The sequence below is a fragment of the Streptomyces sp. S465 genome (assembly GCF_026898115.1).
Lineage (GTDB): Bacteria > Actinomycetota > Actinomycetes > Streptomycetales > Streptomycetaceae > Streptomyces > Streptomyces luomodiensis.
The window spans coordinates 1,099,835-1,113,261 of the sequence record NZ_CP114036.1; the positions used below are offsets into that span (position 1 = coordinate 1,099,835).

General features: G+C 72.2%; 12 protein-coding genes. 3 read left to right on the forward strand and 9 right to left on the reverse strand.

What is annotated here, in order from left to right; translation table 11 throughout:
* Position 1 precedes the first annotated feature (1 nt).
* The 7 genes from N6H00_RS04515 to N6H00_RS04545 all read right to left on the reverse strand — a co-directional run bounded on the left by N6H00_RS04515 (position 2) and on the right by N6H00_RS04545 (position 6,596).
* Positions 2 to 787 (reverse strand): GvpL/GvpF family gas vesicle protein, encoded by a 786-nt coding sequence (locus N6H00_RS04515; RefSeq protein WP_268970235.1) that lies wholly within the window; start codon positions 785 to 787, stop codon positions 2 to 4.
* Positions 787 to 1,230, reverse strand: coding sequence for a gas vesicle protein GvpJ (gene gvpJ / locus N6H00_RS04520; protein WP_268970236.1), 444 nt, complete (start codon positions 1,228 to 1,230; stop codon positions 787 to 789). Before gvpJ ends, N6H00_RS04515 begins: the two co-directional genes overlap by 1 nt.
* 30 nt (positions 1,231 to 1,260) lie before the next feature.
* Positions 1,261 to 2,310, reverse strand: a complete 1,050-nt coding sequence (locus N6H00_RS04525) for an SRPBCC family protein (protein WP_268970237.1) — start codon at positions 2,308 to 2,310, stop codon at positions 1,261 to 1,263.
* A 5-nt stretch (positions 2,311 to 2,315) separates the two neighbouring features.
* Positions 2,316 to 2,783: a hypothetical protein gene (locus N6H00_RS04530; RefSeq protein WP_268970238.1), complete on the reverse strand. Its 468-nt coding sequence runs from the start codon at positions 2,781 to 2,783 to the stop codon at positions 2,316 to 2,318.
* A 108-nt stretch (positions 2,784 to 2,891) separates the two neighbouring features.
* Positions 2,892 to 4,037 carry a glutathione-independent formaldehyde dehydrogenase gene (locus N6H00_RS04535; RefSeq protein ID WP_268976843.1) on the reverse strand — a complete coding sequence of 382 codons (1,146 nt, stop codon included), beginning with the start codon at positions 4,035 to 4,037 and terminating at the stop codon, positions 2,892 to 2,894.
* Between the two features lie 159 nt (positions 4,038 to 4,196).
* Positions 4,197 to 5,714: a glycerol kinase GlpK gene (gene glpK, locus N6H00_RS04540; RefSeq protein ID WP_268970240.1), complete on the reverse strand. Its 1,518-nt coding sequence runs from the start codon at positions 5,712 to 5,714 to the stop codon at positions 4,197 to 4,199.
* Positions 5,715 to 5,750: 36 nt separating this feature from the next.
* On the reverse strand, positions 5,751 to 6,596 hold the full coding sequence (locus N6H00_RS04545; RefSeq protein WP_268970241.1) for an MIP/aquaporin family protein: 846 nt from the start codon (positions 6,594 to 6,596) through the stop codon (positions 5,751 to 5,753).
* Positions 6,597 to 6,777: 181 nt separating this feature from the next.
* Between N6H00_RS04545 and N6H00_RS04550 the strand changes: the two genes are divergently transcribed.
* Positions 6,778 to 8,049, forward strand: a complete 1,272-nt coding sequence (locus N6H00_RS04550; protein WP_268970242.1) for an FAD-binding protein — start codon at positions 6,778 to 6,780, stop codon at positions 8,047 to 8,049.
* A gap of 40 nt (positions 8,050 to 8,089) precedes the next feature.
* Here N6H00_RS04550 and N6H00_RS04555 read toward each other — a convergent pair whose 3' ends face one another.
* Positions 8,090 to 10,510, reverse strand: a complete 2,421-nt coding sequence (locus tag N6H00_RS04555; RefSeq protein ID WP_268970243.1) for a phosphoketolase family protein — start codon at positions 10,508 to 10,510, stop codon at positions 8,090 to 8,092.
* Positions 10,511 to 10,606: 96 nt separating this feature from the next.
* Entirely contained in the window at positions 10,607 to 11,485 is an 879-nt protein-coding gene (locus N6H00_RS04560; protein ID WP_268970244.1) for a universal stress protein, read from the reverse strand.
* A 234-nt stretch (positions 11,486 to 11,719) separates the two neighbouring features.
* Between N6H00_RS04560 and N6H00_RS04565 the strand changes: the two genes are divergently transcribed.
* A complete protein-coding gene (locus N6H00_RS04565; protein WP_268970245.1) occupies positions 11,720 to 12,322 on the forward strand; it encodes a CBS domain-containing protein in 603 nt (200 codons plus the stop codon).
* Positions 12,319 to 13,251, forward strand: coding sequence for a universal stress protein (locus tag N6H00_RS04570; RefSeq protein WP_268970246.1), 933 nt, complete (start codon positions 12,319 to 12,321; stop codon positions 13,249 to 13,251). Before N6H00_RS04565 ends, N6H00_RS04570 begins: the two co-directional genes overlap by 4 nt.
* Positions 13,252 to 13,427 lie beyond the last annotated feature (176 nt).

The window sequence follows — 13,427 nt, forward strand, 5'->3', positions numbered from 1 at the left end:
GCTAATCGTCGCCTTCCTTGCGTTCGAGCAGGGCCTCGGCCACGAAGTCGTACGGCGCCAGCGGACCGAGCAGGCGCATCCGCACCCGGCCGTGCCAGTGTTCGGCCAGCTCCTCGGCCGCCGCCTCGAATGCCCGCCGCCTCGCGTCCGCCACCAGGAACGAGGCGTTGACCAGCCCCTCGGCGGACGCCGGCTCCGCCGACGCCGAGGCCAGCGCGTGCGGCGCCAGCCGGCTCTCGACCTCCAGCGCGTCCACGCTCCGCTTCGCGGCGATGCTGTCCATGACGAGCCGGCCGAGCTGGATCCGCTGCTCGTAGCCCGCCTCCTCCGGCAGCCCCCGCAGCTCCTCGCGGAGCCGTGCGGCCTCCGGCTGTTCGGTCACCACCTCGCGCAGCACCGCGTCCTCCTCGTACCGGGCCCGCACGGTGAACTGCGCACTGCCCCGGAGGTGGTTGAGGCCGCGGGCGAAGTCGTCGTGCCCCTCGGTCAGCAGCTCGTCGGTCACCGCGCCGGTGTCGCGCACCACGGTGCCGAACCGGAACGGCAGCACGGGGGGACCCTGCGCGGCCAGGGTGTCCAGCACCCTGGCGTGGGCGCGCAGATCGTCGGGGGTGCCCAGCGGTTTGTCGACGGGCACCTCGCTGACCACGGCGGCCTGGCCGCCGTAGCGGACCAGGGTCACCGGGGCCTCCTGGTCGCCGACCGCGGGCAGGTCCTTGACCGACTCATCGGCCCGGTCGTCCGTGACGACCCCGTAGACGTAGCAGGCACGCTTCTCCTCGGCCATCACCGCTCGCGCTCCCTGTGGCTGGTGGAACCCCTCGTGCGCCGGGGCCGCGCCCGCTCCCCGGCCTCGGGTTCCCGGTCCTCGTCGGCATCGCCCTGGAGCAGATCCGAGACCGACTCCTTGACGCCTTCCAGGGCGCCCTTGGTCTTCTTCTTGCCGCCGCTCTCCTGGAGCTGGTCCATGAGGCCGGGCAGGCCATGGGTCTCGGTGCCGCTGCGGGCGATGTCGAGACGGTTGGTCGCCTCCGCGAACCGCAGATACGTGTCCACGCTGGCGACGACGATCCGGGCGTCGATGGTCAGGATCTCGATGCCCACCAGGGACACCCGCACGTACACATCGATGACCAGGCCCTTGTCCAGGATGAGGTCGACCACGTCGACCAGGGCGCTGGAGCTCGCCCGGTCCAGATACTGGCTCTGCTGCTGGCGTGCTACGGTCACCGCGCTCACCCGTTCCGGGGGCGGGGTCCGTCAGCGGCGGGTGCGCCGCCGCACGGGCTCCTCCTCGTACTCCTCCTCGTCGTATTCGTCCTCGGGCTCCTCGCCCTCCTCGTACTCCTCCTCCGGCTCCTCGTCGTATTCCTCGGACCCCTCGGGCTCCTCGCCCTCCCCCTCGCGTTCCTCTTCGCGGTCCTCGGCGGGCTCCCGCCCCTCTTGGTCCCGCTCGTCCTCCTCCACAACCTCGCCGTCGCGCACCACGCCGCGCCAGCCCACGACCTCGTCGGGGGCGAGCAGCACCTCGCGCATGAGATGACGGCGGAAGTGCTTCATCTCCAGCCGCACCCGGCGGCCCTGGGCGCGCCAGAGGTTGCCGGTGCGCTCCATGAACCCCTGCGGCCAGTACTCCAGGACGAACAGGATCCGGGTGAGCTCCGGGGCCAGCTCGTGGAAGGTGATCGTGCCGTCCACATGGCCCTTGTCGGCCCGCGACGTCCAGATGATCCGCTTGTCCGGCACCTGCTCGACGACCTCCGCCCGCCACTTGCGGTGCGACCAGAAGACCTGGGCCTTCCACTCGGACTCGGTCCGGGCCTCCTCGTCGTCCTCGTTCTCGACGGCTTCGACCTTCTTCATGTACGAGGGGAAGTTCTCCCACTCCGTCCAGAGGTTGTAGGTGAGGGAGAGGGGCGCACCCACATCGATCTGCTCCACGATGTTGGTGACCTTGAGCTTCTTCCCGCCCTTGCCACCACCGTCGCCGCCGCCACCGCCGAGGCCCGGGATCACGCTCTTGACCTTGTCGACGACCTTCTCCTTGACCTGCCCCTTGACCTGTTCCTTGGCCTTGTCGACGACCTTGCCCCTGACCTCGTCCTTGACCTGCTCCAGTCCGCCCTTCAGGGGTTTCAGCGGTCCTTGGAGCCCGCCGCCACCGGGGTTCTTGCCCAGGTGGGTGACCGATTCCAGGGCTCTTTCGCCCAGGGCGGCCAGCAGGCCTTCCGCTTCCTTCAGCAGCCGGTCGGTGGGCAGGTCCCGGGCGCCGCGCCCACCGGCCCGCCCCTTGTGGGTTTCCTCAGCCATGGCCCTCACCTCTGGCGTCGCCGCGCGGACCCTTCGGAGCCGGTCCGCTTCCTGGCCCGCGGCTCCTCCTTGTGCTCTTCAGGTTCCTCGTGTCCCTCGTGTCCCTCGTGCTCCTCGTGCTCCTGGTGCTCCTCGTGCTCCTCGTGCGTCCCGGCCTCCGGCTCGCGGACGCCCGCGGCGTGGCTGCGCAGCGACGATGCGCGCTGCTCCAGCCGGTCGCTCAAGGAGTCGATGCGGTTACTGGCCGCCGACATGGCCGCCTCCCGGCCCGCGGCCACCAGCCGGCCGCCGATCTCCTGGCCGAGCCTGCCGAGCTCGGAGGACTTCAGCTGCTCGGCGCCCGGCGGACTGATACCGGAGGTGAGGCGCTTTCCCGCGGCGAGACCGGCGAGGGCGAGGACCAAGGTCCCCTTATGGCCGCGTCCGAAGAGATAACCGCTGATGAAAGCCAGTGTCACATGGCAGTTCTTCATGATCGCTCCTCCTCCCGGCGGAGAACAGGGAGCCACTTGAGGGCATATAACCGAGTATGGAGCATTTCACCCTATTCAGTGACCTTCTGGATCACGGACGAGGATCCGTCAGGCCGCGAGCACCGGGTGCAGCACCACCTTGGTGTAGCCCTCGACGCGCTTGTCGAACTTCTCGTACGCCTGCGGCGCCTGATCGAGCGGGAGTTCATGCGAGACCACGAAGCTCGGCCTGGCCCGGCCGGCGATGATCAGGTCGCGCAGCTGGCGGTTGTAGCGCTTGACGTTGCACTGGCCCGTGCCCATCCGCTGACCCTTTTCGAACATCCGCCCGATGGAGACCAGCAGCTGACCGTGTTTGGCGTGCTCATCGGGGGCACCGGGGTCGGAGGGGACGTACAGCCCCGGCACGCCGAGCCGTCCGGTCGCCCGCACCGTCTCGACCAGCGAGTTGAGCACCACCGCGGGTTCCTCATGACCGGCGTCGCGCGCCTGGGCCTGGTACCCCACGGCGTCGATGCCCTTGTCGGTGCCCTCGCCCCCGGTGCGGTCCTTGATCTGCGCCACCGGATCGCCCTGGGTGAAGTCGATGGGGATGGCGCCGATCTCCTTGGCCTTGTCCAGCCGCTCGGGGACCCGGTCGACCACGAACACCTTGGCCGCGCCGCGCAGCAGCGCGGAGTAGGCGGCCATCAGTCCGACCGGCCCCGCGCCGTAGACGACCACGCTCTCGCCCGGGGAGACCTCGGCCAGTTCACAGCCGTGGTAGCCGGTCGGGAAGATGTCGGCGAGCAGGATGAAGTCGCTCTCGAACTCCTCGCCCGGGGGCAGTCTCAGGCAGTTGAAGTCGGCGAACGGCACCCGCAGCCGCTCGGCCTGACCACCCGTGTAGGGGCCCATCGCCACATAGCCGTAGGCCCCGCCCGCGAAACCGGGGTTGACGGTGAGGCAGAAGCCGGTGTCGCCCGCGAGGCAGTTCTTGCAGAATCCGCAGGCCACGTTGAACGGCATGACCACGCGATCGCCCTTGGACAGCGAGGTGACGCCGGAACCGGTCTCCTCGACGACGCCGAGGTTCTCATGGCCGAAGACGATGCCGGGCTCGGCCGACGTACGGCCCTCGTACATATGCAGATCCGAGCCGCAGATCGCGCTGGACGTCACGCGCACGATCACATCGTTCGGACGCTCGATCCGGGGATCGTCGACATCCCTCACGGCCACCGAGTAGGGCTTCTCATAGACGACGGCCTTCACCTGGATCACCTCCGCGTCGATCGCCGGCGAGCGGTGGTGGCGGACGTGCCGTAGGTCCCAGGGTGTCTCGGCCACCACCGGGTACTTCCAGCGAACCGCCGTCGGACGCCCGGCGCAAGCGGGTCCCGCCACGGCCCCGACACGGCCCCGCCAGGTCCGCTAGTCGACCGTGACCCAGCCCAGGGTGCGCTGGACGGCCTTCTGCCAGCCCGCGTAGCCCTCCTCCCGGGCCTCCTCGCCCCACTGGGGCTCCCAGCGCCTGGCCTCCCTCCAGTGCGAACGCAGCTCATCGGTGTCCCGCCAGAATCCCGTGGCCAGCCCCGCGGCGTAGGCGGCGCCCAGGGCCGTGGTCTCGGCGATCACCGGGCGGCTGACCGGTACGCCCAGCACATCGGCCTGGATCTGCATGCACAGCTCGTTGTCGGTGACCCCGCCGTCCACCCGCAGCACGTCGAGGTGGATGTCGGCGTCCCGCTCCATGGCCTCCACCACGTCCCGGCTCTGGTAGCAGATCGACTCCAGGGTGGCCCGCGCCAGATGGCCGTTGGTGTTGTAGCGGGTGAGACCGACGATCGCGCCCCGCGCGTCGGAGCGCCAGTACGGCGCGAAGAGGCCGGAGAACGCTGGCACGAAGTACACCCCGCCGTTGTCCTCGACGGTGCGGGCGAGCCGTTCGCTCCCGGCGGCGTCGTCGATCATCTTCATCTGGTCGCGCAGCCACTGGACGGCCGAGCCGGTGACGGCGATCGAGCCCTCCAGGGCGTAGACGGGAGGGCTGTCGCCGAACTGGTACGCCACGGTCGTGAGCAGTCCGCTGGTCGAGCGGATCAGCTCCCGCCCGGTGTTGAGCAGCAGGAAGTTACCGGTGCCGTAGGTGTTCTTGGCCTCGCCGGGGGCGAAGCAGACCTGGCCGACCGTGGCCGCGTGCTGATCGCCGAGGACACCGGTGATGGGGGTCGCGGTGCGCAGCGGACGGGAGGTGCGGGCCTTGCCGTACGCCTCGGGATGGGAGGAGGGGTTGATCGTGGGCAGCATGGCCCGCGGGATCCGGAAGAGCTCCAGCAGCTCGTCGTCCCAGTCCAGCGTCTCCAGGTTCATCAGCATGGTGCGGCTGGCGTTGGTGACATCGGTGGCGTGGATGCCGGCGTTGGGACCACCGGTGAGGTTCCACAGCACCCAGGCGTCGGTGTTGCCGAAGAGGGCGTGGCCGCGCTCGGCGGCCTCGCGGACGCCGTCGACGTTCTCCAGAATCCATTGGATCTTGCCGGCCGAGAAGTAGGTGGCCGGCGGCAGTCCCGCCTTGCGGCGGATGACCTCGCCCTTGCCCTCCCGTTCGAGGGCGGCCGCGATGGCGTCGGTGCGGGTGTCCTGCCAGACGATGGCGTTGTAGTACGGGCGGCCGTCGCGCGGATCCCAGATCACCGTGGTCTCGCGCTGATTGGTGATGCCGATGGCGGCCAGGTCGGTGGGGGAGAGTCCGCAGGCACGGATGGCGTTCTGCATCACGGAGTTGGTGCGCTCGTAGATCTCCACCGGGTCGTGCTCGACCCAGCCGGCGCGCGGCAGGATCTGGCGGTGCTCCAGCTGGTACCGCGACACCTCGTCGCCGTCGTGGTTGAAGATCATGAAACGGGTGCTGGTGGTTCCCTGGTCCACCGCACCGACGAATTCCGGCATGCTGCCGCCTCTCGTGGGTGGGTCCGGCCGGACCGGCTACTCGGGCGCGGGCGCGCGGCCCGGCTCCGGCGGTGCGGGCAACGGGAGGTAGCGGCTGATCAGGACCTTGTACAGGGCGGCACCGACGAGCCCGCCGACCAGCGGGCCCACGATGGGCACCCAGAAGTAGAAGTTCCCGTACTGGTCCCGCCAGGCGCTGTGGTAGCCGGTGATGAAGCTGGCGAGCCGGGGACCGAAGTCACGGGCCGGGTTGATGGCGTACCCCGCGTCGGCGCCGAACGCCATGCCGATCGCGACCACGATCAGGCCGGTGATGAAGGGGCCCATGTTGGCCTTCGGCGCCGCGTTCAGCACATCGGTGACGGCGAAGATGAGCAGCACCAGGATCGCGGTGCCGATGATCTGGTCGCGCAGCGCCCCCCATTCGCTCACCGGGAGTGAGCCGTTGCCGGGCAGGGTGGAGAAGACGAACTGGGTCTTGAAGGTGTGCCCCGGGTCGGCGGCCGCCAGCACCTCGGTGTAGTTCCAGCGCACCAGCAGGGCCGCGACGAACGCGCCCAGCGTCTGGGCCACCGCGTACGGCAGGACCTTGGGCCAGGGGAAGTCCTTGAAGGCCGCCAGCGAGAGGGTGACCGCCGGGTTGATATGGGCCCCGCTGAGCCGCGCCGCCACATACACACCCAAGGTGACGCCCAGACCCCAGGCCCAGGAGATGGAGTCGTGGTCGCCGAGCGCCCCCGGTGGCTTGGTGAGCGCGCCCCCGGCCACGACCTGGGCCACCACGCCGCAGCCGAACAGGATCAGGATCATCGTGCCCGCGAACTCCGCGCAGAGCTCGCCGAGCAGTCCCGGCATCGAGCGGTTTCGCTTGGGGGCCGTCATGGGCCCATCGTGGTCCCGCGGTGATGCGGTGGCCCGTCCTGCTGGGCCGTCCGGGGCACGGACGGCGAAACCGGGTCTGTACGGACCGGGGTGCCGCCCTGTACCAAGGTCATGACAACATCATCATCGCCCTTCCAGACCATCGCCATCATCGCCCTCCAGCGGGAACAGGACGACACGGATGCCGACCACCGGAGCCCCGACGAACTGGGCGGGGAACATCACCTTCGCCGCCGCCCGGCTGCACCGCCCGGACACCGCCGACGAGCTGCGGCGGATCGTCGGCTCCGCCGACCGGGTGCGGGTGCTGGGCACGGGCCACTCCTTCAACCGCATCGCCGACACCGACGGCGATCTGGTGAGCCTGGACCGGCTGCCGCACCGGGTGGAGATCGACCCCGGGAAGCGCACGGCGACCATCGCGGCCGGTATGCGCTACGCCCATGTGGCCGAGGCCCTGCACGCGGAGGGTTTCGCGCTGGCCAACCTGGCCTCGCTGCCGCACATCACGGTCGCGGGGGCCTGTGCCACCGCCACCCACGGCTCGGGGAGCACCCAGCGCTGTCTGGCGGCGGCCGTCGCCGGGCTGGAGATCGTCGGCCCCGGGGGCGAGGTGACCCTGCTGAGCCGGGACGAGGACCCGGACCGGCTGAACGGGGCCGTGGTCGGGCTCGGCGGGCTGGGCGTCGTCACCGCCATGACGCTGGACATCGAGCCCACCTACGACGTGGCCCAGTGGGTGTGGACCGGGCTTCCGCTGGACCGGCTGGACGACAGCTTCGAGGAGATATTCGGCGCCGCCTACAGCGTCAGCGTCTTCACCGACTGGCGCTCGGGCGAGGGGGTGGTGTGGCTGAAGTGCCGCACCGACCTGCCCGACCCCCCGGAGCCGGGGCAGCCGTGGCTGGGGGCCCGCCCGGCCGACCGCCATCACCACCCGGTGCCCGCGATGCCGCCGCGGCACTGCACCGAGCAGTTGGGCGCGCCGGGGCCGTGGCATGAGCGGCTGCCGCACTTCCGCCCGGACTTCACCCCGAGCAACGGCGATGAGCTCCAGTCGGAGCTGCTGCTGCCACGCGAGGCCGCCTCGGCGGCGTTCGCGGCGCTGCGCGGCCTCGGTGACCGGATCGCGCCCGTGGTGCAGGTGTCCGAGATCCGTACGGTGGCGGCGGACGAGCTGTGGCTGAGCCCCGCGTACGGCCGGGACAGCGTCGCCTTCCACTTCACCTGGGTCCCCGACCACGAGGCGGTGATCGAGGTGGTGGCCGCGATGGAGGCGGAGCTGCTGCCGCTGGGTGCGCGGCCGCACTGGGGCAAGCTGACGGCGGCCGCGCCGGAGCGGATCCTCTCCTCCTACGACCGGGCCGCCGACTTCGCCCGGCTGCTGGCCGACCACGACCCGGCGGGGAAGTTCCGCAACGCCTATCTGGAGGACTACTTCCCCACCGGGTGACGCCGCCGGTCCGCCGGGGGACGGCGGCGCCACGCGGCCCTCAGCCGGTCCAGGACCACTCGGCGACCTCGGGCATATCGGTGCCGTGCTCGCGGATCCAGGCGTGGTGGCGGGTGCGGGCGTCCTGCATCCGCTGCCGTACGGCCGTGGCGCGCACCGCGAGGCCCGGGGTCCGGTCGATGACGTCCATCACCAGCCGGTAGCGGTCCAGATCGTTGCGCACCACCATGTCGAACGGCGTGGTGGTGGTGCCCGCCTCCTTGTAGCCGCGCACATGCAGATGCGGGTGGACGGCGCGGCGGTAGGCCAGCCGGTGCACCAGCCACGGATAACCGTGGTAGGCGAAGATGACCGGCCGGTCGCGGGTGAACAGGGCGTCGAACTCGTGGTCCGTCATCCCGTGCGGATGCTCCTCCTTGGGCAGCAGCCGGGTCATGTCGACGACGTTGACCACACGCACGGCCACGTCGGGCAGGTGGCGGCGGAGGATCCCGGCGGCCGCGAGGACCTCCTGGGTGGGCACGTCGCCCGCGGCGGCCAGCACCACGTCCGGCTCCGCCGCGCCGTTCTCGGTGCCGGCCCACTCCCAGGTCCCGGCGCCCCGGGCGCAGTGGGCGCGCGCCTGGTCCAGGTCGAGCCAGTCGAAGCAGGGCTGCTTGCCCGCGACGACCACATTGACGTAGTCACGGGTGCGCAGGATGTGGTCGGTCACGCAGAGCAGGGTGTTGGCGTCCGGCGGCAGATAGACGCGCACCACCGCGGGGCTCTTGTTGAGCACATGGTCGACGAACCCGGGGTCCTGGTGGGAGAAGCCGTTGTGGTCCTGGCGCCACACATGCGAGGTCAGCAGGTAGTTCAGGGAGGCCACCGGGCGCCGCCACGGCAGTGCGCGGGAGGTCTTCAGCCATTTGATGTGCTGGTTGACCATGGAGTCGACGATGTGCACGAACGCCTCGTAGCAGGAGAAGAGGCCGTGCCGCCCGGTCAGCAGATAGCCCTCCAGCCAGCCCTGGCACAGGTGTTCGGAGAGGACCTCCATGACCCGGCCGTGCCGGCCGAGGTGCTCGTCGGTGGGGAGGGTGGCCTCCTGCCACGCCTTGCCGGTGGCCTGGAAGACGGCCTCCAGCCGGTTGGAGGCGGTCTCGTCCGGGCCGACGATCCGGAAGTCGCGGCGGGCCTCGGTGTCCGCCATGACCTTCGCCAGCAGCCCGCCGAGCACCCGGGTCGGCTCGTGCAGGGTCGCCCCGGGGCTGTCGACGGGGACCGCGTACCGCTCCAGGCCGGGCAGCGGCAACGAGCGCAGGCGCAGCCCGCCGTTGGCGTGCGGATTGGCGCCCAGCCGGCGGTCGCCCCGCGGGACCTCGGCGAGGACCTCCGGTACGGGCCGCCCGTCGGCGTCGAAGAGCTCCTCGGGACGGTACGAGCGCAGCCAGCGCTCCAGCTGCCGCAGATGCTCCGGGTTCTCCCGGACGCCCGGCAGGGGCACCTGGTGGGCACGCCAGGTGCCCGCCACGGGAAGTCCGTCGACCTCCTCGGGGCCGGTCCAGCCCTTGGGCGTACGGAGCACGAGCACCGGCCAGCGGGGCCGCTCGGCGATGCCCTCCTCGCGGGCGGTGCGCTGGAGCAGGGCGATCCGGTCCAGCGCCTCGTCCAGGGCGCGCGCCATGGCCCGGTGCACGGCGAACGGTTCGTCCCCGGCGACATGGATCGGCTCATGGCCGTACCCGCGCAGCAGCTCGTCGAGTTCGGTCCGGGGCAGCCGGGCGAGCACCGTGGGGTTGGCGATCTTGTAGCCGTTGAGGTGGAGGATCGGCAGCACGGCGCCGTCATGGACCGGGTCCAGGAACTTGTTCGCGTGCCAGGAGCCGGCCAGCGGCCCGGTCTCGGCCTCGCCGTCGCCGATGACGCAGGCGACCAGCAGCCCGGGGTTGTCCAGCGCGGCCCCGTAGGCGTGGGCGAGGGAGTAGCCGAGCTCGCCGCCCTCGTGGATGGAGCCGGGCGTCTCGGGGGCGACGTGGCTGGGCACCCCGCCGGGGAAGGAGAACTGGCCGAAGAGCCGGGCCATGCCCGCCGCGTCCCGGCCGACGTCCGGGTAGGTCTCGGAGTAGCTGCCGTCCAGCCAGGAGCCGGCGAGCACCGCGGGACCGCCGTGGCCGGGGCCCCAGACGCAGATGGCGTCCAGGTCGCGGTCCTTGATGACGCGGTTCAGGTGGGTGTGGATCAGGTTCAGCCCCGGTGAGGTGCCCCAGTGGCCCAGCAGCCGGGGCTTGATGTGGTCCGGGCGCAGCGGCTCGGTGAGCAGTGGATTGGCCAGCAGGTAGATCTGGCCCGCGGCGAGGTAGTTGGCGGCGCGCCAGTGGGCGTCCAGGGCGCGGATCCGGTCGTCGGAGAGTCCACTTCCCGGCGCGGCCGTCGTGGCCGTCGCGGTCGTCGTGGTCGTCGTGGTCGGTGCGTCTGGCATGGACCCCTCTTTCCCTCGTGGGGTGTACGGACTCGTGGGCGGGGTGTGGTGGGACTGATGTACGGATGTGGGCCGGCTGGTCGCGCCACCGGCCCTTCAGACCCGCTCCGGCACGATCACCACCGGGCAGGGCGCGTGGTGCAGGGCCGCGTGGGCGATGCGGCCGAGTTGCAGTCCGAAGGTGCGACCGTGGCCGCGGCGGGCGCCGAGGACCAGCAGATCGGCGGTGGCCGCCGCCTGGAGCAGCACCTTGCGGGCCGGTCCCTCGGCCGTCTCGGGGTGGACCGTGACCTCGGGGTGGTCCCGTCGGGAGGTCCGCAGGGCGTCGTCCAGCGTCCGCTCCGCCCGTGCCCAGTGGGCACGGACCGGGTCCCCGTCGATCAGCAGATCATCCGTCACCTCGCCGGCCGGGCAGCGCCACGCCCGAACGGCCTCCAGCACTCCGCCGCGCGCCGCGGCCTCGCGGAAGGCGAACCGGGTCGCGGCCGACGGACCGGCCGTCTCGCCCACGCCCAGCACGATCCGGCCGAAGGCGCCGCGCCGGTTGGGCTCCCCGCCGCGTACGACGGTCACCGGGCACGCGGCGCGGCCGGCGAGCGCCAGGCTCACCGAGCCGAGCAGCAGCCCGGCGAGTTCGCCGCGCCCGCGGGAGCCGGTGACCAGGCCCGAGGCGTCCCGGCCCGCGCGCAGCAGCGCGGCGACCGGGTCCTCCGGCAGCACCTCGGCCAGGAGCTTCACATCGGGTCCGTACCGGCGGGCGCGTTCCGCCGCGCAGGCGGCGATCTCCTCGGCCCTGACCTGCTCCCAGGGGCGCTCGGGACCGGCGGCGGGCGCGATGCCCTCGTACCGCTCCCACAGGGAGGCATGGATCAGCCGCAGTGGCACCCCGTACCGGGCCGCCGCGGCCACCGCCCAGTCCACTGCCCGGAGGCTGTGGTGCGAGCCGTCGACGCCCACCACCAGGGGGTGCTCCACCGTTCCCACCACCTTCCGCGCGGCAGTGCCCGTGCTGTCCCGGGGACGCGGTCTCCCGCCCTCGCCCCACCCTCGCGCCCGTGCGGGACCGGGCGCGAGAGGCGGTTCGGCCCCGCCGAGGGTCGTTCGGCCCAGGGCGCCCATGCGGGCCGAACGGTCCCGAGCGGACCCCGGGCAGCCCAAGAGAACCGCCGGGGCGCCGTCCGAAGCTGGGACCGGATCGGGGAGGCAGGGATGAAGCACCGCAAAATCGGCAACGTGATGACCGACGATGTGGTCCGGGTGAGCTCCGGGACCTCGTTCGACGAGGTCGACGCGCTGCTCTCGCGGCACCGCATCAACGGACTGCCGGTGGTGGACGAGGACGACAAGGTGGTCGGCGTGATCACCGGGACCGATCTCAGCGCTCCCGCCCCGACGGCCGGGCAGCTGATGTCCCGGCCCGCGATCACCGTGCGGCCCCAGGACAGCATCGTGGACGCGGCCCGCGCGATGGACCGCCATCGCGTCGAGCGGCTTCCCGTGGTGGACGAGGAGAACCGGCTCATCGGCATCGTCACCCGCCGGGACCTGCTGCGCGTCTTCCTCCGCCCGGACGACGAGATCCGCGCCGAGGTGATCGACGAGGTGCTGGTCCGCTCGCTGTGGCTCGGCCCGCAGTCGGTCGCGGTCACCGTGACCGACGGGGTCGTCCGGCTGGAGGGACAGCTCGACCGGCACAGCGAGATCCCCATCGCGGTCCGGATGGCCGGACAGGTGGACGGCGTGGTGGCCGTCGTCGACCGGCTCACCTACCGGATCGACGACTCCGCCGACCGGGGAGGCGCACGGCGATGACCGATCCGGCCGGGCCGGTGCGGAACGGGCGGGTGCGGTACGGGCGGGTGGTGATCGGCCTGGACGGCTCCGACAGCGCTTGGGCCGCGCTGGACCGCGCGGTCACCGAGGCGCGGAGCCGTGGCGCCGTGCTGGAGATCGTGCACGCCTGGCCGTGGGCCCGTACCGACCCGCTCGCGTTCGACCCGGAGAGCGAACCGCGGCGGCCCCCGGTGGAGATCGCCAGGACCGTGCTGCGGCTGGCCGAGGCGCGGGCCCGGGAGCGGGAGCCGGGGCTGCGGATCGTCCCCACGTTGACCGCGCGGGACGCGGTGCCCGAACTGCTGCGGATCGGCGCGGACGCGGCGCTGATCGTCATCGGCACCCGGGGGCTGGGCGGCTTCACCGGACTGCTGCTCGGCTCGGTCGGACTGCGGCTGGCCGCCCACACCCGGCGCCCACTGCTGGTGGTGCGCGGCGGGGCACCGGCGGCGTACGGGCCCGAGGGCCACGGCAAGGTGCTGGTCGGGCTGGAGAGCGGCACGGACGGGGCGGCGGCCCGGTTCGCCTTCGAGGAGGCGGTCCGGCGCCGGGCCCGGCTGCGAGTGCTCTACGCCTGGTCGCGGCCGCGGGTCCGCGCGGGCAGCGTCGCCGCGGGCGATCACACCCTGCCCGTACCGGGGGTGGCGGCGCCGGGAGCCGAGCCGGAGCAGACGGTGCCCCAGGGCGTGGTGGCCGCCCTGCGCGAGGAGTTCGGCCAGGTACGGGTGCGGGAACACACCGCCCACGGCACCCCCGCGCAGGCGCTGGTGGAGGCGTCACGGGCGGCGGACGTCCTGGTGCTCGCCGTACGACGGCGAACGGCCCGCCTCGGCATGCGCCTCGACCCGGTCACCCACGCGGTACTGCACCACGCGCACTGCCCGGTACTGCTGGTGCCGGTCGCGTAGGCGGGGGCGGGGGCGCGGGCGACGAGGCCAGGGCGAGCTGGGGGGCGGGGCGCGGGTGACGAGGCCGAGGCTGGGGGCGGGGCTGGCGGGGCGACGAGGCTCGCCGGCGGTGTCCGGTGGCACGCTACGCTCCCGGGCGGGGCGACGACGCTTGCCGCGCGGTGCCCGGTGGCACG